The organism is Pseudomonas sp. 91RF, from assembly GCF_003576265.1.
Lineage (GTDB): Bacteria > Pseudomonadota > Gammaproteobacteria > Pseudomonadales > Pseudomonadaceae > Aquipseudomonas > Aquipseudomonas kribbensis.
The window spans coordinates 26,264-50,840 of record NZ_QWFC01000029.1 but is presented as its reverse complement, the minus strand read 5'-3'; the positions used below and the strand labels follow the sequence as shown (position 1 = coordinate 50,840).

Genomic DNA, 24,577 nt, shown 5'->3' with positions numbered 1-24,577 from the left:
GCATAGGCCCGGCTGTGATGACCGTGACGAGGAATGTGATGATTGAAGGTTACTCAGAGGAAGAGTTTGGCGCCACTGTTCATGCGCACGTACGCCCGGCAGAGCCCATCAGTTCTATTGAGCTGCTGAAGGGGCGTCACAAGGAGCTTGGCGAAATCCGTCGCGCCTTGTTTGCCAAAGGACGTCACATGTTCATCTATGGTGATCGCGGAATCGGAAGATCGTCCCTTGCCCAGACCGCCGCATTTCAATATCAATCTTCAGACTCAGGCATTATCCAGATCGGATGCACGCGCGCCAGCACCTTCTACGAGATCATGCATAGCATTGCCGCCCGACTGGTAGAGGACCTAGATGCCAAGGAAATTCAGGCTAAAGGCGGCATCAACCTGAAATTCATTAACTTCGAGTTGCTCGTCAAGTCCGTATCCAAGCCAGAGCTCCAACAGGTGTGCAATATGGAGCAGGCTTTGAACGTCATCTCGGACATCCGTGAAATTCATTCGGACAACCCCATCATTGTCATCGATGAATTTGACTCGATCCAAGATCCAGAGGAGCGCTACAAATTCGCTGAGTTTCTGAAAAAAATGGGTGATTCCGGCGTCTATGTCCCGATCATCTTCAGCGGTATTGCGGGATCGTTGGATGATGTGTTGGGTGGGCATCAATCGAGCATTCGTCAATTGTTCCCCATCCAGCTATCGCCAATCTCGTGGGACTCGCGCTGGGACATTCTTGTGGAGGCTCTAGAAGCATTCGAGATCGAATTTGACGAAGAAATAAAGTATCGAGTCGCTGGCATAAGCGATGGCTTTCCCTACTACGTCCATCTCATCACTGAGCATTTGCTTTGGGCGATCTACGATGACGAAACGACGTGCCGGGTTGCTAATTTTAATCACTACAACGAAGCGCTGAAAAAGGCCGTCGAATCTGTGCAGGAGCACATTCGCAAGCCTTACGATTTGGCAACCTTGCGCCATAGTCAAGATTTTCACCACGCGATTTGGGCCGCGGCCGACACCTCGATCTTACACCGCAACATCAACGATATTTATGCATCCTATGAACGGGTCATCCGCGATCTGAATCATCAGGGTGGGCAGGCTCATCTCGTACCGATTGACCGAAAAAAATTTAGTCAACGGCTTAATACGCTGACCAAACCTAGCCACGGCTCAGTATTGAAGAAAATGAATGACAACCGTACAGGTTGGTACCAGTTCACTGAAAATATGCTTCGTGGCTACGTGCGCCTACTTGCGGAAACCTATGGTGTGCGTCTCTGGATGGACGAGGCAAAGGTACCGAAACAATTGATCACCCCCCGGCCGAAGGCCTTGGGTAATGGGCGGAGATTTCAGTCGAGCGTCCCCTTGGGTGTAGGCCTTAAGGATGACTAGTGCGACCTGAGGCACACTTTTGCGGCACTTGCGGGGGGCACTGCCCTGCCCCCTCCAGTCTGGAACCAATCGCACCGAGTCCGACCATATGCTACGAATCAAGCGCCCAGGAATGACCCCGCACTTTCTCCGCTCACCCCAAGTGCTTGAGGAGCGCCGAAGGATCTTGGAATACCTGCGTAGAGATGAAAGCGAACGTAGGCAGCGTCGGGACAGCCTCAACGAGGATCTGTTCTTTGACGGACGATTTCTGCATGTGCTTTCTGATACGTTCAAGGGCAAATGTGCATTCTGTGAATCATCACTAGATGGCTCCGGGCGCACCGTGCATATGCGGCCATTACGCTACGTCGACAACTTCGCTAAGGATCATCGCGAGTATTACCTGTGGCTGGCTTTTGAATGGCGGAACCTGTTCTATTCCTGTGATGTTTGCGCAGCGAGGAAAAGTAATAAATTTCCCCTCGAAGGTAGCCCCACCAATTTTTTGGCAAGCTACGAAGACACCATTAGAAATGAACGTTCTCTGCTGGTTGATCCCACGTCTGAAGATCCTGACAAACATCTATTCTTCACCTGCGATGGAGATGTCCGCCCCTTGACCCGCAAGGGTCATGAAACCATCCTTACTTTTGATCTGAATCGGGATGAGCTTGTCGCAGCACGTGCAGGATGCATTCAAGGGGTGTTGATGGCATTGAGGATGAAGGCTACATCCGAGCTAGAGAGCAAGCTTCACTCATACGCTCCGCACGTTGGCGCCGTGCGGAGCGTACTTCGCAGGGTAACTGGAGCTTGGAGGCCTAGGGGGCGCCCGTCGCTCGGAAACGGGGAAGCTTTTGTACAGCGGTTTATGGATGCCTATTTTGCGGCTACGGATGACGAGTTTAAGAAGCTAAACGCCTCGATAGAGGAGATTGAGCGTGGGGGCGCTGACAGTGAGCCCTACCAAGACATTGCCACCTCGGTTGTCGAGTACATTCAGGAACGGGAATGGCACCACCAAGCCGGCGAAATCGCAACTGTGCGAATTTCTAACTTCAAGGCGATTGAAGATTTGTCGTTCACTTTGCCGGGACGCCGATCTGACAAGGCCGGTACACCAGCGCTTATGATCTTGGGGGAAAATTCGACCGGAAAATCTAGTGTTCTTGCAGCAATTGCATTGGCCGCAATCGGTTCCGGTGAGACTCGTAAGCTCAAGAAGTATCTGCCTGCGTTGATGCATAGCTCGGCACTTACAAGGTTTGACCAGTTGGACGATACCGACGTGTCGGTTGGTATCAGTTTCCATCTAAGTGAACGTTCAGCGGCCTTTGCCTACAATAGCCAGTTAGAGGCTCCAGAAGGATCTCCAAAGCCCGCGCTGAAGGTCCTCGCCTACGGGCCTCGACGTTTTTTCGACCCTAAGAAACGCAATCGGAGCTTTGGCGCCGCTGCACGTGTTATCACCCTCTTCAACCCGTTAGCAACCATTCCATATCCCGGCGACTGGTTGCGAGCTCAGACGGGTGACCGCTTCGATACTATTGCATCGGCTCTCAGAATTGTCCTCGCGTTGGGCGATGACGACGAGCTTATTGTCGAGCCAGATTACCTCGCAGTAAGAGCTAATGGTCGCGTCACCCCAATTGATGCGCTGAGTGAAGGATATCGATCTGTGTTTGTGATGACAGTAGATATCATTCGTGAGCTTATCGACGACTTTGAGAACTTGGAGCAAGCGCAGGCGTTGATCCTGATCGACGAGCTCGAAACGCACTTGCATCCCAGATGGAAAATGCAGGTCATGACTTCGCTTCGTAAAGTATTTCCCAAGGTGCAGTTCATAGTCACCACTCATGATCCGTTATGTCTGCGAGGGATGGATGACGGGGAAGTCATGGTGCTGCAGAGAGATCAAGCAGGCCGTATCCACCCCCTAGCGGACTTGCCCAGTGTGAAAGGGATGACTGCCGAACAACTGCTGACGTCGGACTATTTCGGTCTGGCCAGCACCACAGATCCCTCAACAGAAATTCGCCTAGCCAGTCTCGCGGGAGATGTAGCTAGAACATCGCTACGGGGGGATTCAACCTTTGTTCCTGCTGCGGCTACGTCGGATCTTGTGGGCCGCCTGGCTATCGGCGAGTCCTCAACGGAACAGATTATTCAGGAAGCTCTAATCCAATACCTTGAACGTCGTGAGTCTCGGAGAGGGAATCTCAGGCCACAACTCCGGGCTGAAGCGGTTGAGGCTGTACTACAAGCCCTGAGCAAGGACGAAGTCTGATAATGAGGTATGTGGATCGTAGTGTGGTCGCCCCTCCCCCTTCATTAACGGTACCCAGCGCCTCCGTCGAAAACGAGAAGATGGCTGCAGCCGCGTTTTATCGAACCTTCGATGCAACAGCGATACCGCGGCCCACCTCGTATGTGTTTGTTCAGTACAAGGCTTTCGACGTTACCTCAGCGCTCCGCATCCTCTTTCATGACAAGTGTGCATACTGCGAAGACGAGGTGGGAGATGATATGGACGTTGAGCATTTCAGACCCAAGGGCGGCGTAACGGAGGATCCTAGTCACCCTGGCTATTGGTGGTTGGCGCACAGCTGGGAAAATCTGCTCCCTTCCTGTACGCCGTGCAATCAAAACAGGCGCCAACATCTGGCTACTGAGCACATGACTGAAGAGCAATTTCTAGCTCTGCGATATAAGCCAGCCATGGTCGCGTATGGTAAAGCGAACCAGTTTCCTATCGACGGGGTAAGAGCAACATATGGTTCGTCTCTCTCCACGGAAAGGCCTCATTTGATAGACCCTACGGTTGACGACCCTGAGCCTTTCTTCAGGTGGTCTCATGAGGGACCATACAGCGTTGTGCTCGCAAACACCGACGATCTGTGGTCAGGCACCCGGGCTCTCGCGAGCATTAGCACGTTTGCATTGAACCGGCTGAAGCTCGTTCAAAGCCGCACAAAGATCCTTCGAGAACTACGATATCAGGCCAGCAGAACGGTCGAGGAGCTGGAGGAAGACATGGCAGCAGGCGGGTCGCCGAAATCCGTTGAGCGAGCGCTCAAGCGAATTGGCGAGATGCGCAGGATGCAAGCCCCTGAGATGCCGTACTCGAGCATGGTCAAGGCCTTCATCGACTCATTTGAAATTGAGCTTAGATCTCTGGTCGCCCCATAGCCATACCTTATAAATGTGGTCCTGGCAGGACGTGCTGAAAACTGGAACTTTGCTCGTCCCTCCAGTCCGGGCTTTAAAGCGGGAAAATGATGTGCTGCAGTCTGTGGCCAATATCAACCAGCTAATGCGCGTCCAGGCGATTTGGCACCGGTACTGCACACGTCAGCGACTATGATGCGCCGACAGGGCAAGGTGCCCCGTTGGGTACCACCATGTTGCATTCCGATCCCGCCCAATGAGCCGCGCCCAGGCTTACTCAACGCGGCCCGTCAAGGCTGTTAAAATCGAAATCGCTTTCTGTTTCTCACTTGGGGATCAAGGTCGGTGATGTCCGCGTCCTTGTCATCCAGCTCCGCACTTACCGCGCTTGACCACTCCCTCTGCTCAACTACAGCTGGCAGTTTCTCCAGGGCATTGGTCGGTTCGATCCCCAGCTCAGCCGGGCGCTGAAGTAGTTCGTCAAAGATTTCATCCTTATGCATGCTCCAGGATGACGCAAAGCACCGCCAGAACGTCCAGATCACTTATACGCTGGGCGCCTGCGTACTCGTCAGGGCCTGATGATATAGAGATGAGCCGATCAAGCGGGGCGATAGACATTGCGAAGCGGCACCGAGCGACAAGGGGTGGCCATCATACGGGATGGCCAAATGACTCCACTACTTTTGACTACCGGGGTTTGGCTGCAATCCTCAATGTACAAGCCACGAAGTACAAGCCTTACAACGTTTCGCCCTATGGCAGTAAATGGTAGACGTATAGCTGATGTCCGCTTCTGGCCGTTCTCTACCGGTCACGACAGGCGGAAGGCGGCAAGAACTGAGCGCGTGCGCTCATGCTCTTCCGACATCAAGAGCGCGGCAGCTTTTTTTAAAATTGGAGCCCTCTTGTAGTTGTTCGCGACATCTCTTTTCGTACAGAGCCTAGAGCCTATGAATCGAGATGAGCTGAGTTGTGGAGAACGCCTTGCTCAGGTCATCTATCCTTACCGTAATTCAGATTCGTCCACATCATCCGCTTCAACTGTATCATCGGAATCCAGGGAATTACGCCACTGATCAACGAGTGCTGCAAGCTTTGACTGAAAGGTCTCGAGGTTGGATAGGATCACGCGCAGCTCGTCCTTAGGAGCTGGCCCGTCTTTCTCTTCCTCAGCTAACGGTCCTGTTGGCTCTTCCAGTTCAGTGTCTACGTCATCGTCGATAAATTTTGAATAGAAGGCCTCTAAGTCGAGGTCTTCTAAAGCTGGGATGACTAACAGTTTCTTCCACCGTCCCAACTGGTCAGTCAGGAATCGTTCATCTTCCGTTAGCGCATCCCATTCAGCATCTTCGATGGATCGAACCTCCACGGGACGGGTCAACAGGAGTCCGCTCATGACGATCTGTGTGAGCACACCAAACATTTCATGAAGCAGATCATCTTTCGAATGAGTGCGTCGAAACCGTGCCCAAGGATTCGCCGTAGGCTGCATTGCAGTCAGCAATTCTATCGCCGCCATCTGACCACCCATTGGGTCAACCGATTCTGGTAGAGAGCGGCGGTTTGCCCAAAGCTTAATTATCAGTTCCGCAGCTTGCATTTTTGCTGTCTGTCGAACCTCCCCTTCCCCGTTCTCAGCGACATCCATAAGTTCTGCAAGGTGATGGGCCATCCAGCGAGACGCCAACTCACCACGCATGTCGTTTTCAAGCTGATGGACAATCGCTCTCCCAAGATCCAATACACCCTTCGGCGGTATAGAGCTGCCATTCTTCGTTAAGTCTGTAGACCCGAGCGTACGTGGCCTCGGGTTTCTGCTCTTCCGAGTCATAGTCTCGTCGACTGCTGCGTCCTTCACGTCTGACCTCCATCACGATGACAAGCTCAAGCCCCTCATTCTGTAGGAGCGCTCTTAACTGATTGCGCTCGGTCAGCAATCTGCATCCCGAGCTCGAAGGGTACGATTGATAGTGATCTTCGTCCGATTCACGGTCACCCCAAACTTCGTAGCGAAACATTGCTGCCTGACCGGGTAACGACCAGGCATTCCCGACATCCGGATCGCATTGCAGTCCGTATTCACCGATTATCCAGCTCGCTGGCATCCAGTCCACGAGTTTTGCGTTGCCTCGCAAAGGATCTTGACTATCAATTCCACCATCTGAATACGGTCGGCTTAACCAAGGAATCATTTGATAATCGCCGTCATCGCTGTCGTAAGCGTCATCACTCTCGGTCGGGATTGTATAATCCCACGTGCTTTCCATCGTTTGTAAGGCGCGTACCAAAGATCCGGCAAGTTCCCTCTCTACCAGAGCGCTTGAAATAGAAAGCGTCTCAACGCGATCGGCATTAACAAGCCGCCATTCACCGCCGACAAGGATGTGGCCAGGGCAATCGGTCGGTATCAACTCTTTCCGCATCCTGAGCTCTGAGACCTGCTCCACCCAAACAGCTAGCGGTTCATTGGATTTCCGCCAGAAGTCAGACCGCAGTGGAACAGGCCCCAAGAGGTCTGCCGACCAGCACGGCGGTTGGGTTAGCATTTGATGTGCGACGCGACGAGGTAGCGAACTCCAGTCCGAGTGCTCTTTCTTAGCGAGCGGCTCGGTTCTTAGCAGTTCGCCGACGGAACACCATAGCGCATGCCATTCGAGATGGGTGTGCAGGCGCTCGAGTGTCGGACTGGTACCATGATTATTGCGCGTGAGAGCCCAGTCATGAGATGAGATACGTCCCTGCTGACGTTCTGCATCGTACGATCGAATTTCGCCAGGGTAACCCCAGCGATCAATAATCCAAGTCTCTGCCGTTGTCAGCAGCAGATCTTGGGAAACATTGGCAAAGCTATCAAGCATTGGATCGTACCAATAAGGCACCGTATCCATAGGGTCGAACTGAAAGCGACGTTCGGGTTCCCCGGAGCGGTTACGGACCCGAGGCGGCCTGCGGCTCGACCCTGTTAGAGGTCTCAACGCTGATCGCCCGGTGGCATTCAATTGTTCTATTTGGGACGGATCAAACACAAGGGCGCCCGCGTCTACCAGTTTGAGGCAAGCATCGCGCGCAAATGAGACAAGAAGCAGATGTGGAAATGTCTGGTCCAAGGCGATGTCGAGCAGTAGTGCTCCCACCTGAGCACCTATTTCTGGCCGCTCAGCTGCAATGCGATCCCAGGCAATCACAAACCACAGCCGTGCAGCGATCCAAAAGAAGTCGAGACGAGATGACCGAAAGGTTGATTCATCCCGACGGCCGTATTCGTTGATTAGCGCTTTCAACTCTTCGACAGCACCAAGTCTGGCCAAGCGGCGTATCCCATGAGCTGCGCGCCATCGCACTCGCACGTCATAGTCACCCAAGCATGCATAGAGGAAACGCGCCACCGATGCTGGAGTGTTTACAGGCACATCCTGTGGTTGCCAGGTTTGGTCTCGATCTTCGGGCGAGACGCGTTCGGCAAGACGGTTTGCGTACCATACGCCAATGACTGACGATGAATACGGATCCAGATGTTCTGCAATTAGCCCCGCCAGAGCAAAGACTTGCTCTCCGTCGAACATTTGCCCATGCTGCTCCACACCACGCAAAAGCAAAGCTGCTGCTCCATCGGGGGGCAAACCAGTCCATTTCAATGCTTTAGGAAGCGACGTTTCACTGTGTCCGATGTATCTGGCAAAATCAGGAAGGCGCTCAACGATAACTTCAGGCAATTCCGATGCAGCCCATTTTCGAATGGCTGGTGTATTCCATCGATCGAGCATCAGCAGCATCGATTCGACCACGCTCGCACCATCTCGAACCTTTAGGTCTCGTAAGACCTTGAGAAAAGCCAAGCGGTCACGTATCTCAACGCGTTCCGCAGCAGTTGCAATCAGATCCGATAGCGAAACATATCTATCTGCAGTACGTGCAGTCTGAAGCGCAGTTTTCAAAGCATTGGCAAAGTCCTCGCCGTGGAGCAGGTTCTCCCGGGTCCAAGTCGTTGTGGAGCGAACTTCAGGCTCTGTTGTCGCTACTTTCGTGATAACGGGTAGAGAAGAGCCTGTCTCCTCCAGACTTTCAAGAAATGCCTGTCGCTCACGGAGTGCCCTGCTCCATTGCCCCGACCACTTCGCCATCCCACGACTATTGAGCAGCTTGCTGTTATCACGTTCGTTGTGGCGGACTAATGCGTTCCACGCCGCTTCCTCAAGATAAAATCCTGAGTTAACGCAGTTGGCGACGTGATCCAATGCTGCATCAGCGATTGCATGATTGCCGTGCAGCATCAACTCCAATGCCATTGCCGCAGCTGGGTCTAGTGTCCCTTGGGTGAGTCCAGAGTGGAGGACCGGCGCCAGTGTTTGTGAGAAGTCGACGAGATTGGCATCTTGCCACTTCGCCGTGTTTGCGAGCGCGAGAGGAGGGTCTAAAGCCGCAACAGTTTCCATGACCTCTTTCCAGGGCAGGTTCTCATCGCCGTCGAGACGGACGGCAGCATCAACCAGTACCTCACAAAGATTACGGGCAACTACTCTCCTGTCTTCGACGCCACCAGCGCCTCGCTTGAAAAGCTGGCCAAGTACGCGTAATTGCGCCACGATTTCCCGATCGAGTTGGCCGGCCGCCTCAATTGCATCATGAAAAACAGCATTAGCATCGTCGGGACTGAACGGAAGGAGCAGGCGTGAGTAGGTTAGAAGTGCTTGGGATTTGTCTCGGGCGCCAATGCGTTTGGTGCGCATAGCAGTAGCCGCTGCGTCAATATCATCGACAAGTGCAGTCTGCAGCTCTGGGCGCAACATCATACGCTCGGCAAACTCTAGATCCGGCTGCAAATCGGAGGTTCCCCACCTACCGTGAATTCGCTTAGCGATACGTAGAACGAACTCTGCGTCTAATTTACGACCTACGAGCAATAGCACGCCACGAGCGGCTGCCATGGCAAGCGCGCTGGCGCTGTGATCGCGTGCGAGACGCCATGTGTCGCTCTCTTTGCGCCTTGTCGCTTGTTCCAGAACATCGGCGACTGTGTCGTCTTTCTTCCCGGACATCGCTATTGCAACCGCTGCATAGATGGGATACAGCGAATTGGTCAGCTCGTTTAGCTTACGATCCGCCTCTTCTTGTTGATAGGTGTCGCGGCTGCGTTCCTTTTTCTCCGCGGGTTCGGGTCTGGATACGTAGAGGTCGTCAGGTTTTAACTTCCCACCGGTCCGGGCGGCTCGGAGTGCGTGCGCTCGAAAGAGCAGATCCATATGATGTGTGTTGCTGGTATGAACCTTGTTGATTCTCCGGTTTTCAGGCAAAAGCACAACATCCAAGAAACCATCCACGGCAGTCGCAGATAGCAGGTCTGCGGCAAGAAGCTCACAAGATGTCATGGCAACATCCATCATCCATGACCACAAACCTTCTAGCAGGCTGCGTGCACTCTGACGTTTGGGAGATGACATCCATCGCTTGCAAAAAGCTCTCAAGCTGCCCGCGAGCCTTGTGGTATCAAGGGGAGCACCGGACACCGCCAAGGGCACGAGTACAAAAAGCTCTTCCCAGGGGGTGAGATGGCGTGTGTCAAGTATTCCCTGAAGCAGCCCCGAGCCATCTTGCGCAATCAGCCGCGGAATCAGGCAGCGCGCCACCAGTAGCCGAACCCGCTTCGGCTTCCACTTCCAAAGCGACTGCAAAGCAGATTCTGGCCCATTAATGCGAAGCGCAGTTTCGACGCTAGCCGCAACGTCCACATCTTTAAGCCGCCAATCGCAATGCTGGCCATTTTGAATGAGGGCTTTACGTGCAGCCATCCACGCTTCGATTAAGCGCTGCCCCTCATGCAACGAAATTCGATCACCGTTGAGCGAGTCAGCCACTTGTTTGTGAAGCAGGAAAGCGCCGTGGTATCCGATTTGTTTTGGATCGGTAAGGACGAGCCTCCCTGCAGTGTCAGCAGCGAACCGCACCGCAAGATCTGGATTATCAGACAGAAGTTCCCGTAGCGCGCGCTCAGTCTTGAGCCCTTCGCCTCCGATGAGCACGAAACGAAGCGCGCGCTCACTATCTCCCGCCTTCCGACAGAAGGAAATAGCTAACCGTAAGCGCGTAAGTTCCGCTTCTCGCCGCTTCACCGGATCATCAATTGCTGTCGGCGAAGGCTCGCGTTCAACGAGATCAAGCAGCTTATTGCCCAAGTCAGACGCAGCGAGTAGGGCTGCGACGTGCTGCGCAGCGTAGGAGTCGCTTTCGCAGCGGCTCATCAGCCAATCAGCAGCGCTCCGGGTTACTTCGTTCAGCATTGACTCCCCCGCTTCGCGGACGAAGTGCTCGAAGTCTTCGTCCGCAAAGGTGACAGTGTTTTCAGTGAGCCGAATCGCTGGTGCCATGTCCGTGCAGATGTCAATAAGCGCTGGCACCTGTATACCAATGATCGCACTGAGATCTTCTATTGGTACCGGCCGCGCGAGAGCAATGAGCCCCGCACAAAACCTTGGAAGGTCTGTTCCGATTCCGCTTTTCCCAAAGGCTCGCTCAAACTGTTCACGAAACACTTGGTCGAGAGACCGGCCTGCGGGCAAAAGGCGGTCAATCGCTTTATCGGGAGGCTCATCTCCAAGGTCCATAGCATAAGCTTGGACTCGGGGTACCCCCATGGTCAGCCTATGAAACGCATCGATCCAATCATCTGTTGCAGCCCACTTCCGCCGTACATTGACTTCAGTTTCTTCACGGGTAAATGGCTCGATCTCTGCAAGTCTATAACTAGAAGGTAGGGCGAGTTCAGCGAGACGACCTGTTCTTGCTGTAACGACAAACCGGACATTGGGCGGCAAGTCGCCCAGCTGCAAGAAGTCGTGTACAAAGCAAGCCTCAGGCGGTTTGCGTGTTGTCGCAGCCGTAACGGCATTGTCGGCTGCGTCAACGGCAATGACGATCAGCGCATCCGGATATTCAGACGCGTGTGCTTGGGCTGCGTGGCCCAGGCGATTCGAGAACAGACGCGGAGGGTCTGATAGCTGATGACGACTAAGCAAAATTGGCAGCCGTAGCCTCGTAGCAAGATCATTGGACAGCTGTAAAAACGCGTCCACATTTCGATGACGCAAAGTAGCGCTATCTAGATAGGTGCCAGCTCCATAACAATCGTAGGTCACCATGATCGAATGAGGCGGGAGCAACGCCTCAATTTGCTGGAGCGCAGTCGTCTTGCCGACCCCTCCGGCACCATGTAGACAGACTCTCTGTTTGCCGGCAGCGATCTCGCTCGCAATTTCAGCGACGCTGCTCCGCGGCACCGGTGCATCAATCCGTTCAAGGACAGGTGGGCAAGGGAACAATGCGCCCATCGTAGAGACGCCGAGTTCGAGTAAAACTGACTCCTTCGTTATCAACTCGCCCGCGAATTCTGGACGCATTCGCTGACGAATGAACTGGCGAAGTTTAGAGACCGGCGCCTGTAACTCGAGATCGGTCCATCCGGACATATCAGCGAGCAACCTTTTCTCAATCGCGAAGCGCGATCCTGCCCCACCGTTGTATCGAAGAGCTTTTGCAAATTCGGGTAGCACAGATTTAGACAGTCCGGCGGCGAACGCCATTTTTCGCTCGTCCGGCTCATCCTTTCCAGGTCGTTTTCGTGGAGCGGATACGCTACCTGTTGTGAGCTTTGCGGTAACATTTTTTAACTCAACCGCGATCGGCTGGTTGGTTACCAGTGATACTTCAACTGTTCCTTTTGGCTTCAGAGCTTGTATCCCAGCCCAGGCTTTTGCCAAGCGATTCAGGACGCTGTCCTCCCGCTTATCGCCGCTCACCATACGTGCGACGGTCCACGAGCTGCGGGGATTCGCAGCGGAATACTTCAGTTGCTCCAGCAATATACGATCAGCTTCCTTTGCGTCGCCGCCACCCTCGTACAAAGCGCAATCCACGCCGTCCCACGTAGAAGGGGATGACCCAGGTTCGTCACTTGGAGCGATCCCTTCTACAGTCAATGCATGAAGTGGGTCACGATCGTCTAGAAGGCGAATAGCATGCCTGGCGGCCCATAACTCGTGGAAGTCGTCGCCTGTGTTGGAACCTCGAGCTCCTCTGAAATCACTCACTTGCGTTCCTTGCATCTATCAGTTGATCGCCCAACACCCACAACCGGTGTGGTCGCAGATGGGTATTTGTTGATAAGCATTTTCTTCACACGATTGAGCAAGCGTCAATGACCCACAGCAATGTGGCCCTCTTGCAGCCCCCCAGCACAGCAAAATACTCTAACGCATTTGTTCGAAAGCTGATGCCGTAGTCTCTCAGCTGCGCGCGTGCGTATCATTTACTGGCGCGGAAGCTTGAAAAGGGAACACAGCCGCCTTCCTCTAGTTCGTAATTTTTTATAGTTGGCTAAAACTCATTGGGGATGATTGGTATATTAAAGCAGGTCTTTAAAGACTGCCTTTCTCTCCTGCCAAGTTAGCTCCGTGAGCGCAGGCAACGCGGAGTCAGCAAAAGAGACTAATTCAGGGGCAAGATGCATCCAGTGTTCTCGGTAGCAGGCTATGAGCTCTCGAAGCTTGACATAGACTTGCTGGAGCTTGGCGTCGAGGTGCCTCATTGCAACACTGAATTGTGCCTCATACATTTCGCTGCCCCATTTGCTGTACCAAGCACTATTATTGACTATCTCGTCGATAGTGGGCACATCCCATTCTGCAGCAAGCAGGTTCGATAATCTATGGATACGGTCGTAGAGGCTACGAATTTGGCGTTCGTATTTATGCTCTCCATGGGTTCGACTCGGATCATATGGGCCATCTCCGTCTACCGGCATATGCCCATCACGCCCATATCGTTCGTCAAATAGACGATGAAAATCTTTGTGAAGGGATGGAAGCGAGGGCAGTTCACGATCTAACAGGCGTAGCCGTTTTGCGTATGCATACTGGCGGGGAAGATCACTAGGCTCCAACTGATCGTAGCTTGAATAGGTGAAGGCCACTTTCTCGATATCGGTGCGCTTATATATAAAAGGAGTTTTTCGCGTTTCGTGCTCAATGGATTTTACGTAAGCCAGTCTAGCGCTAACATCCACCAATATTAAGAAAACGGGAACCTCATAACCAATCCACATCTGCAACGTCTTCGTACGGACAGCTATATTGTGTCTTCCGTCGTCACCATTGAGCTTGGAACTTGCGGTGCCTTTAAGCTGAATGGCCGCAATCTGTCCAATAATTTTATTTTCAGAGCTTACGAACTCTAGTTGAAAGTCAATGCCGTAGTCATTCTCCGATAGCTCCCTCAGTAACCATTCCTGAGGAAGAGTAATTCTTAAGATGTTTTTTGCTTGTGTGTCGACGATGTGGGACGAGTGCCGATCAGGTAACCAGGAATCGCTCATATTTTCCCCTTGGAGTTTGTTTAGTGGGCAGATCAGGCCAACTCTGATATTGAACCACTGCTACAGTAACTTGTGCTGGACGGTCAGGTCTGCTTTATAATCAGGGCTAACATCGATCTTGCGAAGGTCGCGGGAGGCCTCGGGCGTTTCATCTCTCTGTTCGGCATTCAAAGGCTCAGAATTTTTCCGACTGCCTTTACTTTGAGAGTCGGACTGATCGCGAAGAATGTCTTCCGCCGACGCAATATGGGCATGAAGTGCATCAGGGCTACTTTCGGGTAGGTCTTCTGCCTGAGTCAGCAAAGATGTTTGCCTTCTGCTCTCCTCTCCTTCAAGTTTCGTTCTCAATTCCGAGGTATCAAGGACAGCTACTGGCGAGCAGACGAGTTGGGGATAGTCTTCCTTTGCCCGCACCACTATTACCTTTGAAAGTCTGCTGATGTGACATTTGAGCAAATTGGCACGGTCCATATCTGCGCCTGAATTCGCAATCATCAGATTCGCCTGGATCTTCGGTTCGTTAGCCTGCTCGTCTGCTATGGTAGGGTACGGCACAGCCAACCACCGCTCGTAGTCCAGTGCAGCTCTGGAGGCGTGAAGGCTGCCACCTTTGAGGTCGGATTGGATCATCACAACCCCTTGGCATAAGCCGGCTTGTGTACGATCACGCTTTACGAACTGAGTAGGTAATGCTCCCTGCCCAAAACGGTACTCTGAGATTAAAGCGCCTCCACTGTTCAGTATGTCCTCAGCCAATTTTCTATGTTGCGTCGGAGCAATGGTTTGCAACCCGTGAGCTAGCACTGCGACTGTGTGTCCGCCAGACTCAATTGCCGCTCGATGAGCAATACCGTCACATCCTAGAGCCAGCCCACTCACTACACTCCAACGTTGGCCGCAAAAAAAATCAGTCATTCGACGAGTGATCATTTCGCCATGCTTCGTAGGTTGTCGAGTGCCTATGATTGCCACGGATTTTTCAGGGGTTTGAGATAGGGTGCCCTTAACGAAGAGGATAAATGGATCGTCTTTGGTTGCGGAGAGTAAAGCCGGATAACCTTCATCCAGAGCACTGATTATGTAGGCACCTGCCTTCTCAGCAGAATCGCATTGCGTCTCCGCAAGCTCTTGAGCCAGCTCCCATGCGCTAGGGGCAGCAATAGCCTTGGCTATTGCAGGTACTCTCTGCGATAGCTCAAAGACTGGGGCAGACTCCAAGCTTTCCGATACAATCCGTCGAAGAGTCGCAGGGCCTACTCCTTGCAGCATGGATAAGGCGAGAATTTTCTTGGTTAAGGGCGAGATCGTGATCATTGGGTATTGATGGCCTTTGTCAGCGAAAGGCAGGTAACCTGCCTGGCCCCTGCTGCCATTAAATATTTTCTAGCATAAACGAGTGAAGCCCCCGTGGTGGCCACGTCATCGATGACTACCACGTGCTTATTTTCGTAGCCAGATCCTGCGATGACCTCTAAGTGATTCATAACGTTCTCAATTCTCTGCAGCTTGGTGAGTCCCTCTCCATGGTGGGAGAGTACTCCATCTCGATATCGCATGAGGTCGGGGGTGAACGACACCTTGGCGTTAACCAGTGCTCTCTGAGCATGAACAGTTGAGAGCTGGGCCAGCATTGCTTCCAAACGCCTGGTTCTGCCCGGTTTTGCTGGAACAACGGTGACTACCAGAGAGTTTCCAATAATGAGATGCGGGTTTCGCCGCACCAAATTTTGGAGAAAAGCGCCTATGGCCACCACCCAATAATCGGGAACAATTAACGCATTTTTCATGGCGTGTATATCGTTAGTGACCTGATGCCAACTCGCACGATGCTGCGCCTGCGTGGAAAAATGTCGTCCTAAATAATGGATCTCGTGCTTGGTTCCCTCGTGATCGAAAGCTCCGAACTTCTCTAGGCGCGCAAAAGGATATCGGTTCGGAATTGGGGCGCACGCTGTCTGCTGCAGCCTCTCTGCCACAGGTAGATACGACACGTGGGAGCTTAGAGTGGTAACTAAATCTTCAGGAGCATCAATAATTGCATCAGGCATTCTCTCTAAGGCCTTCCAGTCATCTCGGCGACGAGGGGCTGGAATTCTTGGCCACGTAGTTGTGTCAAGAATGACCTGGCAGCCTGCATCGTAGGCAGCTCGAATATCCACGGGAGAGTCCCCCACCATCCAAACCCCTTGAGGATCAGGAATGGCAAATCTCTCCATCAGTCTCCGAATCCCCTCCCCGCTGGGTTTGGGTTGGGGAGTGTCCTCGAACGCGATGAGAAAGTCCCAAGCCAAGCCAGGATAGGCGAGGTTAAGGAGGGTTTCGGCGTAGTGCTTGGGCGATCTCGTAAAAACACCAATTCGGGCTTCGGAAAATCTGGCTCGCAAGGATGCGATGGTGAAGGCAGAGTAAACAATTCGACCAGGATCCTGATTGAAGGAGGTGCGAAGGCTATCCACATATTGCTGTGACTGCCTGCCCAAAAATTGCTGACCACGGAACCTTTGCTCTAGGTCGCCAGTACGGATGAGAGTGTCATCCAAATCGAAAATTAAAAGCTGAACCGCCATACAGTCATCCTTGATACGTTGCGATTTTTAGACAACTATCACGGATAAAAAGCATCAGCAACGTCAATCTGTAATGGTCTAATGAAACCGGACACCATTTGGGCGAGAATGCTCGCCAGAAATAGGTGTCTGATGAGCAGGTAACATCGTTCATTTTCTGCTGTATTCAAACGCAAGGCTGCAGCTCTCGTGCGCGATTAAGGCTACAGCCATATCGAGACCTGCCGATCACTCGGAGCGGTCGAGTCTGTGTCGCTGGATGAACCAACTTCAGCAGGAGCACAGCGGTGTTACTCCGTAGAGTAAAGCGCTGACGCCTGAGCAGCAGAAGATCCAGGAGTTGGTAGCCTGGATTGCTCGTCTTGAGTGGGAGAAATCTATTTAAAAAAAGCTACTGCGCTCTTGATGCCGGAAGAACATGAGCAGGTCAGTCGATGCTTTCTCAATTTAAGCTTCGTTCCTGGCCAAGATAGCTTATGTATACTTTCAAATGAAACTTATCTCAATATATAGTGCTATCAATTTAATAAAAAACCAGTATATAAGGCTTGCCGATGATCGGTAGAGATTATCGATGATTTTGATTATATCGTTAAGTATAAAATCGATTCTAAATTCTCAAATTCACTCTTTCGATTTTTGCTGATCAGGAGAGCAGTTCGTTGCGCCAGAAAACTCATTTTCAAAGGTGACTCCATGGCTTTTCAATGAGGATGCATCGAACTGAATTTTGTTTCCTTCCGAATATACTGCACTGTTACTATAATGAAAATCTCCATGAGTATCATTTTGCTGTAAGGTTGGCAGTTCCATACCCTCGCTTTCCTCAATTAAAGGGGGCTCCATGTCGTCTGGGTCAGTCTCGTCAGGAAGTACTGTAGACTCCAGAGTGTTAACCTTGAATCCAATAAGTTTTCCATCTAGCTTTCTCATCGCCAAGTAATATATATTTGATTCTTTGTTGCTGCTTACTCCGAACCACAGATAATCTTTGCCATTTATAATTCCGCCAGCTTCTCTATAGTTTCGAGAGTCTTGCATGTACGCAACATTGTATGTGTGGTTTTTAGGTGAGTATTTCATGATTGGACCCTTAAACAACACAAGCCACTCGTCATCGCCAACACTAATACTACACGCTATGCTATTGGTGTCTTCGGCCCTATAATACTTGGCAGGGACAGATATCATTTGCACATCCCCATCAAATTTATCAACGCCATTTGCTTCATACCATTTCTTTATGTATGTACCGGGGAACCATTCGATCTCCGATTCGCCACTAAATAGTCCATCCTTAAATTTACTAAGGGGAATTGTGTCCCAGTTATCGCCATGCATTATCACTTCAAAAGACTTCAGCGCCAGCCAGTTTTTCACGCTATCATAAGGTATATTTTTGGAGAATAACGGTTGCATTCCCGGCATCCCATTACTTGGATCGTCACGCACTGTATACTTAATGTTCGAGTCAAGTGGAGCAAGAGAAACCTCGGTGCTCCACCCCTCACTAAAAAATTGCTGCTTGACTCCGTAGAGCATTAGCTTGTTTTTATGATTGTTGTCAATCAAATCTACGAAGCCAAAAAAGTGGAGGTTTTTCTCTTGATCTTTAATAAGATTAACCGTCTGGCCTTTGTCGATACTCCAACTAGCATCAATAGGCATCCCGATTGGGTATGGTACATGAGCAATAATTTCAAATGCCTTTACCGTTACATTCATGGGGCTCAAGTCAAATGCGGCAGCAATGTATTGCTTTCGCGACTCCACATCGTAGTATCCAATAGCCGACAGAGCTCTAGAGCCGTTGGGTGTTAGTCTTGCGTACTTCATGGAGGTTTCGATATCTGTAAAGCCATAAATGTGAATATACATCCAGCTTTTTGCAGTCGTTAATAGCTCATTTCCAAAGGCTATGCCAGCTCCTGCAATTAAGGTGATAAATGCCTTTCTCCAATCACTGAGTATGTCTCGCGCCACCGAGCTAAGGCTCCCAACTACCAGGTCGAATATCTTTCTCATCTCGTTCTCCCTGAGTTAAGAATAAGATAAAGCCATCCGTTGCTTTGTAAATATAGCAAAAGCATTTGAGATGAAGCAGTTGAAGTGTAGCTTAAAATCAGAAAGGAAACGTTAATAGCCAACCAAAACCCAAGTCTTTTGCCAATTTATGGTGTGGATAATCAATGCAAGGTAACGCGATGATTGCTCGCTCACAAAGCGTGCTATTGTTAATGATTTTTAAATAGCTATTTTAATGCATGTTATTTGTGCTTGCTGTTTATGGGGCATTTGTTGAGTTTTGTGAATTTAAATTATACGAAATAGTCCATCAATGATCTGCGCCTTCGCCAGTCGTGCTTTCAAATCAGAATCGAGCTCTTGGTCATCATCGCGGTACTCTCGAACCTTTCGAAATGCCTCCGGACCACATGCCTTGGTGCCCAGTGAGCTCCACACCACCCGGGAGCAGACCGGCACTCGATGGTCGCAAGCTGTGACACCCATTTTTAGTCCATTGAGCCTCGCATTTCTGGTTTTGAAGCTGGGAATCAAAATGGTCTGGTTGATTTCACTCGTGGCCAGCGATTCGTAGTCGATCAGAAACAGCCGATCCCCGAGGTAGTAGGCAACGCCTTCATAGCGGTAGCAACTGGTTCTATCGGACCCATTGCTGCGGCTTGCTGACGGTTCTACCCGCTCATAGACAATATGCCCATCGAGCTCTTTGACGCTCACCAACGAACACAAGATGCGTCCTTGATGTGAAATCGAGTAGGCGTATTCATGGTAGTGACCGACCAAGTCCTGAAGCCGGGATGATGAGCATTGGCGCAAATGCTCAACGGCCCTCTGGGGTGCCGTGATCATGGCCAAGGTTGGCCTAGGGGTTCGACTGCTGATTAATTGAAGGAACTGATCTGTAGGTAACGCGATTTCGTGCGCTTCCACACCAAAAAAATCGCAGATACGTTTCTGGTTAAAGGACGTTGGGAAACTGGTCCCGGCCAAGTATCTGTTGAACTGTCCACGATGAATTTTCAGCCTGTTGCACACGTCTGAAATCGACCGGTAGTGACTGCAAAGGTGTTTCAAATTTGAAGGGAAATACTGACGCATTGGTTCATTACTAAATCGCGATACCGCTGAGTGGCGCAAAAGTAGCAGCAAATAGCGTCCGTTTCGAACAACTTGCGCAATTGCACCCCATCGGACAATGACCAAATATTACTTACGAATCAGCGGGTTTATCGGCCGCTCATCGCCAAGCGAATTCTCCCACTACTTGAATTGAAAAATCCTACAGAGCTCAAGGCCGAATCACCCTCACCCCCTCATCTCACACCCGTCTCTCACTTGAGCGGCCAGGCCGTGAGAGCGCATAGTCCTACACCCAGGAGTTGTTAAAACATGGATCGTTATCGCCCACTCAAAGCCAACGCCACTCTCGCGTCTGTTCTCTGGATAGACAGTGCTGCAGATGCCTCACAGCTTCTCGAAAATGCGCTTCTCAGGATTCGCGCCGGCACCGGCCTGCTCGAGACCTTGACGTCGTTGCCGTTGCAGCATGCGCACGGTGATGACTTTTATCGTTTGATTCTCTCAGCCTACCTTCCTCTGCAGGACGGACTGGATCTGCTCGAGCAGCTTCGATCGCGATCGTGAACTCCCGCACAACCTCGTAGCGACACATGTCATCAAACACGCCCGCTCAATTTGCTTCTGCAGTTGAGCGATGGCTAAGGAGCCATTTTGGAACTTCGACATCTACGCGGCTTTCTGGCTGTTGCAGAGGAGCTTCATTTCGCACGTGCAGCTGAACGGTTGCATATCGAGCAATCGCCGCTTTCAAGAACCATCAAGGAGCTGGAATCCGAGTTCGGCACTCAGCTGTTTGATCGCGGACCACGTGGTACTAGACTCACATGGCCAGGTGAAGTGCTCGCCACCGATGTTCGGCGGATTTTCCTCGCCGTGGAACAGGCACGCAGGAACGTACAAGCCGCGGTGGCCGGCTATCGCAGAACGTTGCGCATTGCGATCTCTGACGGAGTATTGCCCCAGCGATTGTCCGCCCTCCTCGCTCGCTGCCGAGAGGAAGAGCCAGAGATGGAAATTCGTCTTTATGAGGTATCACTCTCTCAGCAACTCAGAGGCCTTCGAGAGGACTCATTCGACGTGGGGTTTGCACGTTCGAAAGAGGTCGGCGAAGGCTTGGCCGCAACGGCTGTATGGCAGACGCCTCTGACTGTCGCTATGCCTGCGCGTCATCCATTACTGGCGCGCAAACAGATCCCACTGAAAGAAGCCATGCGCTATCCCCTTGTGCTGTTTGACCCCAAGACACACACGGGATTGTCAGAGCAAATCGAACATTTGCTTCAACAAGTGCATGCACCTGTCACCGTGGCTGAACGGGTGTCCAGCCACGAAGTCATGCTCTCGTTGATAGCTGCCGGTTACGGTCTGGGGCTGGCGTGCAAGGCACAAATGGCTCTCTGCCAGAGCTCCGAAATCGTCACCCGCCCCTTGGCAGGAGAGCCTCCTTTGCTCACGAGTTATTTGCTCTACGCCAACCATAGCCCCAACGAGCACCTGCGCCGTTTTATCGCCAGGGTGACCGAATCTGATTTCGAGTTGGGTATCGAGCCGTCGAGCCGCTAGGTTCAACGTGACTGATTAGGTCTCAGGCAAGACTGAAAAAGGGTCAAGCTGACGACTACCCAAAGCTACCAGGCACTCGTGCTCCCCAATGTGCTGGCGCATGCCCTCTGACCCAGCAGGTCTTGATCTGTCCACCATCAAAGTGAGCAAGACTGAAGACCTATTAAGTCTTTCACCAAATCCCGGCCGAGAGTTCCATGGACAGGTATCGCAAGCCATGGAACGACTCATGAACCAATTTACCCACCTCAATGCAACCAAGGTCTTCTACAACCCGATAGAAGTGGCGATTCGCTGGAGCGATTTGCTTGAGCACGAGCCTGAGATTCTCGGGCAAGTGTCGCAAGGCACTGTCCTCATGGCCGGCGTCTCTGGCGATTGGTCGCTACTGAACTTGAATCTTGAACGGCTTCTCGATGCCATGCGGCATGGGGAGTTGCCTTACGGCAAAGCCGGCATCACTCAAAACGATCCTGCCTTACTGACGTCTCCTGAACTGACCGTTCGACATGTGGACGTGAAGCGCTGGATAGCAGTGGCTTACCCGGCTCATAAACCGGCGTTCCTGTTCGACGAGTCAGAACGTCTGCCGATGCAGGCCATCGATCAGGCAGCCGCTCAAGCACTCCTGCAGCAAATTCACTCACTCACGGCGCGATCTATGACTCGTCAGAGGTCCAGCCAGGAAGAATCCCAGCTTCGATTGAACAGCAGAGCTGAAACCACCTACCTGAACATCATCGGAGCCTTGTTGACGCTGTTGCTGGGGCATTCGCCCGGCGGTGTTCGATATTCGGCCTTCAATACGCTCGAGTCAGTCATCAGCGCGTTGATCGCGCACCACAGTGGCCGGCCAGGTATCACGGAGCGCACGTTGTGGGCCAAATTCGCAGAGGCCAGGCGTCAATTGAGCGCTCATTCATGAAGAAAGCATTTGCAGATAGCGCGACTGCATCTGCAGTGACTTGCCTGCTTTCTGTGCGTTGAATGCGCACACCTTCAATTGCTTTAGAACGTAAGGGTATTCAGTGATGGAATCACAAGTCGAACAGCTTTGCGCCCTCCCAGAACGCCGCATTCTGCGGCGCCGGGAAGTTGAACAAAAAACAGGCCTGAAACGTGCCTTTATCTATGTCCTCATGAACCAGGGGAGATTTCCGAGGTCCTTGCGGCTGGGTGCTCGAGCGGTCGGTTGGGATGCGATGGAGGTCGATCAATGGATTGCCGATCGCCTTAAAGAGCGCGGCTGAGGAACGTCATGAGCGTCTCACCGCATTCGCCTTTGTCCCATGAGCCACCAGCAAGCGTGTCAGAGGTTGTTGATACCAGACAACCTCACATCACGGTCGACCCTGAGGTCGACACCCCCATGATCGTAACGCTCGATCAATTGAAACCCTATGACCTCAATCCCAGGGTCACACGCAATCCCAAATACGATGAGATCAAAGCCTCCATACGGGAGCGAGGGCTCGATGCCCCTCCTCCCATTACCAGACGCCCAGGTGAGCCGTGCTTTCGCATTCGAAACGGCGGCAATACCCGACTATCGATCCTGGGCGAGCTCTGGTCCGAAACCAGAAACGAGCGATATTTTTACTTGTCGTGCCTGTTTCGACCCTGGTCAAAACGCGGTGAGATTTTGGCGTTAACCGGGCACCTGGCTGAAAACGAACTGCGTGGCGGGCTGACCTTCATTGAACGTGCGCTGGGTGTGGAGCGGGCAAAAGAGCTTTACGAACTGGAGAGCAGCACGCGTCTCTCTCAGTCTGAGCTGTCAAGGCGACTTACAGCGGACGGCTTTCCAGTGCAGCAGTCTCACATCAGCCGCATGCGTGATGCTGTTGAATTTCTGCTACCTGCGATACCCAACGTGCTGTATGGCGGGCTTGGTCGTCATCAGGTTGAGCGCCTGGCTGTTATGCGTCGCTCTTACTCCAGAATTTGGGAGGAGCACGTCAAAGGGAAAAATCTTGAGGTCGATTTCTCGTCACTTTTTCATGATGCCTTGCTGATGTGTGACGCAAGACCCTGCGAATTCAACATCGCCCGTGTAGAAGATGAGGTCGTCGGCCAGATGGCTGAGCTTCTCGGCATGGACTACGACACGTTGGTGCTCGACTCAGAGTCCAGCGCAAGACGTGAACAGGCGTTGATGGCTGCGCCCACGGTTCAACCAACACCACAACACCCGGCGACCAGCTCGCATGATTCCGGCCAGGTTCATGCGGCGCTTTCCGCTCCCGAAGTGAGTACTGGCAAGACCATGCCCGTCGATTTGCCTGATCCCAACGCTCCATGCAGTGGTAAGCACGCTGACGTAGACCGGGAGCCTGTCGAACAAAGTGTCGCGGGAGAGTCCTCACCGGTTACCGGCGCCCTTCCCTTTAGCCAAGGCAGTTTGTTCCCGATCCTGGACATTTGGGACATCGAACCAGACCTGGATGAGCCAAATCGACTGAGGGCTCATATCAGTCAATTTGCTCGCGAGATTTGCCAGGATGTGGCGAAAGTCGACCTCATCACTGAAGTCGACGAGGGCATCGGATTTCGCTGTTGCCTTGATGCTGCACCCGATCACGTACCGTCCTCAGGCATGGTCGATTTGCTGGAAACATTGACGACAGGAACGGCTTCGTCATCGGCGCCTGTGAACATCGGTCCACTGTTGGTGGGCACCTCACAACCCACCTCTCATTCAGAGCGATTGAGTGATGCGAGCCTGGTTAAGCTGTTTCGTCTGATTCGACTGGCTCGCCGCCTTATTGATCATAAGTCTGAGGACGGCTCTATGGCCACGATGAATTCAAAGGAGGACGTGTGACCTCACCTCACCCCATCAATCAGGCTGTCATCGCTCAAGCCCTTCACGATCTGCGTAACGGCCAGCTACGTCGTTGCAAAACGATGGGATTCGCTGATGAAGACTTGGCTGCGCTCAAGGAGCCGGCGTTGCTCAGTGTTCTTCTGAACGCGCGAGTGCCGTGGTGCACGGTTCAAATCAATCGAAAAGTACTGCAGCGGATTCTGACTCAGGTAGAGGGTGTAGAACAGGAGATCGCCATCGTCGATCGCATGCTGCGTCTGGGCGCCAGCACAGAGATGGTGAGCAGGTTCTATGGACTGACCCATCAGGAGGTGGCTCTTCGACGAGACGTTCTTGGGCTGCCTAAACGCAAGGGCCGGCACCCGGTGCTCAGCGAGGAACAGGACACACTGCTTTGGCAGCAATGGCACCCCCAGTTAAAAGCGCGTCATATTGATCTGCAAGACGATGCCGCCATGCTGGATCTTGCGCTTGATTTGGCCCAGGAGCTGTCGTTGCCAGCCTCGGTGATCTGGTCAACGGTGCAGGATTGGATCGCTCAGGGGCTGGTCTGACGCCGGCTTATCTCTGATACCTATCCCCTGGGGAT

The 24,577-nt window shown here is 52.3% G+C and carries 16 protein-coding genes and 1 pseudogene; 10 read left to right on the top strand and 7 right to left on the bottom strand.

The genetic code is table 11. The features are described from left to right. Positions 1–38: 38 nt before the first annotated feature. The 3 genes from DXT77_RS14785 to DXT77_RS14775 all read left to right on the top strand — a co-directional run bounded on the left by DXT77_RS14785 (position 39) and on the right by DXT77_RS14775 (position 4,580). Complete coding sequence (locus DXT77_RS14785) at positions 39–1,406, top strand: AAA family ATPase (protein WP_158593094.1); 1,368 nt, start codon at positions 39–41, stop codon at positions 1,404–1,406. A 166-nt stretch (positions 1,407–1,572) separates the two neighbouring features. Next, on the top strand, positions 1,573–3,678 hold the full coding sequence (locus DXT77_RS14780; protein WP_158593093.1) for an AAA family ATPase: 2,106 nt from the start codon (positions 1,573–1,575) through the stop codon (positions 3,676–3,678). 80 nt (positions 3,679–3,758) lie between these two features. Then, complete coding sequence (locus DXT77_RS14775; protein WP_147407003.1) at positions 3,759–4,580, top strand: hypothetical protein; 822 nt, start codon at positions 3,759–3,761, stop codon at positions 4,578–4,580. Positions 4,581–5,565: 985 nt separating this feature from the next. On the opposite strand, the gene DXT77_RS14765 is transcribed toward DXT77_RS14775, so the two are convergent. The 5 genes from DXT77_RS14765 to DXT77_RS14745 all read right to left on the bottom strand — a co-directional run bounded on the left by DXT77_RS14765 (position 5,566) and on the right by DXT77_RS14745 (position 16,493). Continuing rightward, complete coding sequence (locus tag DXT77_RS14765) at positions 5,566–6,261, bottom strand: hypothetical protein (RefSeq protein ID WP_119428145.1); 696 nt, start codon at positions 6,259–6,261, stop codon at positions 5,566–5,568. 7 nt (positions 6,262–6,268) lie between these two features. Continuing rightward, the gene (locus DXT77_RS14760; RefSeq protein WP_147407002.1) at positions 6,269–12,643 is read right to left on the bottom strand and encodes a hypothetical protein; all 6,375 of its coding nucleotides are present in this window, start codon (positions 12,641–12,643) and stop codon (positions 6,269–6,271) included. 314 nt (positions 12,644–12,957) lie between these two features. Further along, positions 12,958–13,926 carry a DUF4365 domain-containing protein gene (locus DXT77_RS14755; RefSeq protein ID WP_119428143.1) on the bottom strand — a complete coding sequence of 323 codons (969 nt, stop codon included), beginning with the start codon at positions 13,924–13,926 and terminating at the stop codon, positions 12,958–12,960. A gap of 60 nt (positions 13,927–13,986) precedes the next feature. Beyond that, positions 13,987–15,240, bottom strand: coding sequence for a DNA-processing protein DprA (locus tag DXT77_RS14750; RefSeq protein ID WP_119428142.1), 1,254 nt, complete (start codon positions 15,238–15,240; stop codon positions 13,987–13,989). Next, positions 15,237–16,493 (bottom strand): HAD hydrolase-like protein, encoded by a 1,257-nt coding sequence (locus DXT77_RS14745; RefSeq protein ID WP_119428141.1) that lies wholly within the window; start codon positions 16,491–16,493, stop codon positions 15,237–15,239. The genes DXT77_RS14750 and DXT77_RS14745 overlap by 4 nt, the downstream gene beginning before the upstream one ends. Positions 16,494–16,682: 189 nt before the next feature. On the opposite strand from DXT77_RS14745, the pseudogene DXT77_RS14740 reads away from it, so the two are divergent. Beyond that, positions 16,683–16,909 (top strand): annotated as a pseudogene (locus DXT77_RS14740) (transposase); the annotation flags it as partial. A gap of 208 nt (positions 16,910–17,117) precedes the next feature. On the opposite strand, the gene DXT77_RS14735 reads toward DXT77_RS14740, so the two are convergent. Together DXT77_RS14735 and DXT77_RS14730 are read right to left on the bottom strand one after the other, a co-directional pair. Beyond that, the gene (locus DXT77_RS14735) at positions 17,118–18,518 is read right to left on the bottom strand and encodes a hypothetical protein (protein WP_119428140.1); all 1,401 of its coding nucleotides are present in this window, start codon (positions 18,516–18,518) and stop codon (positions 17,118–17,120) included. Between the two features lie 288 nt (positions 18,519–18,806). Continuing rightward, positions 18,807–19,616, bottom strand: coding sequence for an XRE family transcriptional regulator (locus tag DXT77_RS14730; RefSeq protein WP_119428139.1), 810 nt, complete (start codon positions 19,614–19,616; stop codon positions 18,807–18,809). Positions 19,617–19,907: 291 nt separating this feature from the next. On the opposite strand from DXT77_RS14730, the gene DXT77_RS14725 reads away from it, so the two are divergent. The 6 genes from DXT77_RS14725 to DXT77_RS14700 all read left to right on the top strand — a co-directional run bounded on the left by DXT77_RS14725 (position 19,908) and on the right by DXT77_RS14700 (position 24,542). After that, entirely contained in the window at positions 19,908–20,162 is a 255-nt protein-coding gene (locus DXT77_RS14725; RefSeq protein WP_119428138.1) for a hypothetical protein, read from the top strand. Between the two features lie 87 nt (positions 20,163–20,249). Then, on the top strand, positions 20,250–21,161 hold the full coding sequence (locus tag DXT77_RS14720) for a LysR family transcriptional regulator (protein WP_119428137.1): 912 nt from the start codon (positions 20,250–20,252) through the stop codon (positions 21,159–21,161). Between the two features lie 229 nt (positions 21,162–21,390). After that, positions 21,391–22,086: a hypothetical protein gene (locus tag DXT77_RS14715; RefSeq protein WP_119428136.1), complete on the top strand. Its 696-nt coding sequence runs from the start codon at positions 21,391–21,393 to the stop codon at positions 22,084–22,086. 106 nt (positions 22,087–22,192) lie between these two features. After that, entirely contained in the window at positions 22,193–22,411 is a 219-nt protein-coding gene (locus tag DXT77_RS14710; protein WP_119428135.1) for an AlpA family transcriptional regulator, read from the top strand. A gap of 8 nt (positions 22,412–22,419) precedes the next feature. Next, positions 22,420–23,985 carry a ParB family protein gene (locus tag DXT77_RS14705; protein WP_119428134.1) on the top strand — a complete coding sequence of 522 codons (1,566 nt, stop codon included), beginning with the start codon at positions 22,420–22,422 and terminating at the stop codon, positions 23,983–23,985. Continuing rightward, positions 23,982–24,542, top strand: a complete 561-nt coding sequence (locus DXT77_RS14700) for a DUF2857 domain-containing protein (RefSeq protein ID WP_119428133.1) — start codon at positions 23,982–23,984, stop codon at positions 24,540–24,542. Before DXT77_RS14705 ends, DXT77_RS14700 begins: the two co-directional genes overlap by 4 nt. The last annotated feature ends 35 nt before the right edge of the window (positions 24,543–24,577 follow it).

Coding starts and splice junctions, on each gene's coding strand:
- DXT77_RS14765 (WP_119428145.1), bottom strand. CDS start 6,261: ATGCGTGGTGAGTTGGCGTCTCGCTGGATGGCCCATCACCTTGCAGAA.
- DXT77_RS14725 (WP_119428138.1), top strand. CDS start 19,908: ATGGATCGTTATCGCCCACTCAAAGCCAACGCCACTCTCGCGTCTGTT.
- DXT77_RS14730 (WP_119428139.1), bottom strand. CDS start 19,616: ATGCGTCAGTATTTCCCTTCAAATTTGAAACACCTTTGCAGTCACTAC.
- DXT77_RS14755 (WP_119428143.1), bottom strand. CDS start 13,926: ATGAGCGATTCCTGGTTACCTGATCGGCACTCGTCCCACATCGTCGAC.
- DXT77_RS14735 (WP_119428140.1), bottom strand. CDS start 18,518: ATGAGAAAGATATTCGACCTGGTAGTTGGGAGCCTTAGCTCGGTGGCG.
- DXT77_RS14750 (WP_119428142.1), bottom strand. CDS start 15,240: ATGATCACGATCTCGCCCTTAACCAAGAAAATTCTCGCCTTATCCATG.
- DXT77_RS14705 (WP_119428134.1), top strand. CDS start 22,420: ATGAGCGTCTCACCGCATTCGCCTTTGTCCCATGAGCCACCAGCAAGC.
- DXT77_RS14745 (WP_119428141.1), bottom strand. CDS start 16,493: ATGGCGGTTCAGCTTTTAATTTTCGATTTGGATGACACTCTCATCCGT.
- DXT77_RS14785 (WP_158593094.1), top strand. CDS start 39: ATGATTGAAGGTTACTCAGAGGAAGAGTTTGGCGCCACTGTTCATGCG.
- DXT77_RS14775 (WP_147407003.1), top strand. CDS start 3,759: ATGGCTGCAGCCGCGTTTTATCGAACCTTCGATGCAACAGCGATACCG.
- DXT77_RS14710 (WP_119428135.1), top strand. CDS start 22,193: ATGGAATCACAAGTCGAACAGCTTTGCGCCCTCCCAGAACGCCGCATT.
- DXT77_RS14715 (WP_119428136.1), top strand. CDS start 21,391: ATGAACCAATTTACCCACCTCAATGCAACCAAGGTCTTCTACAACCCG.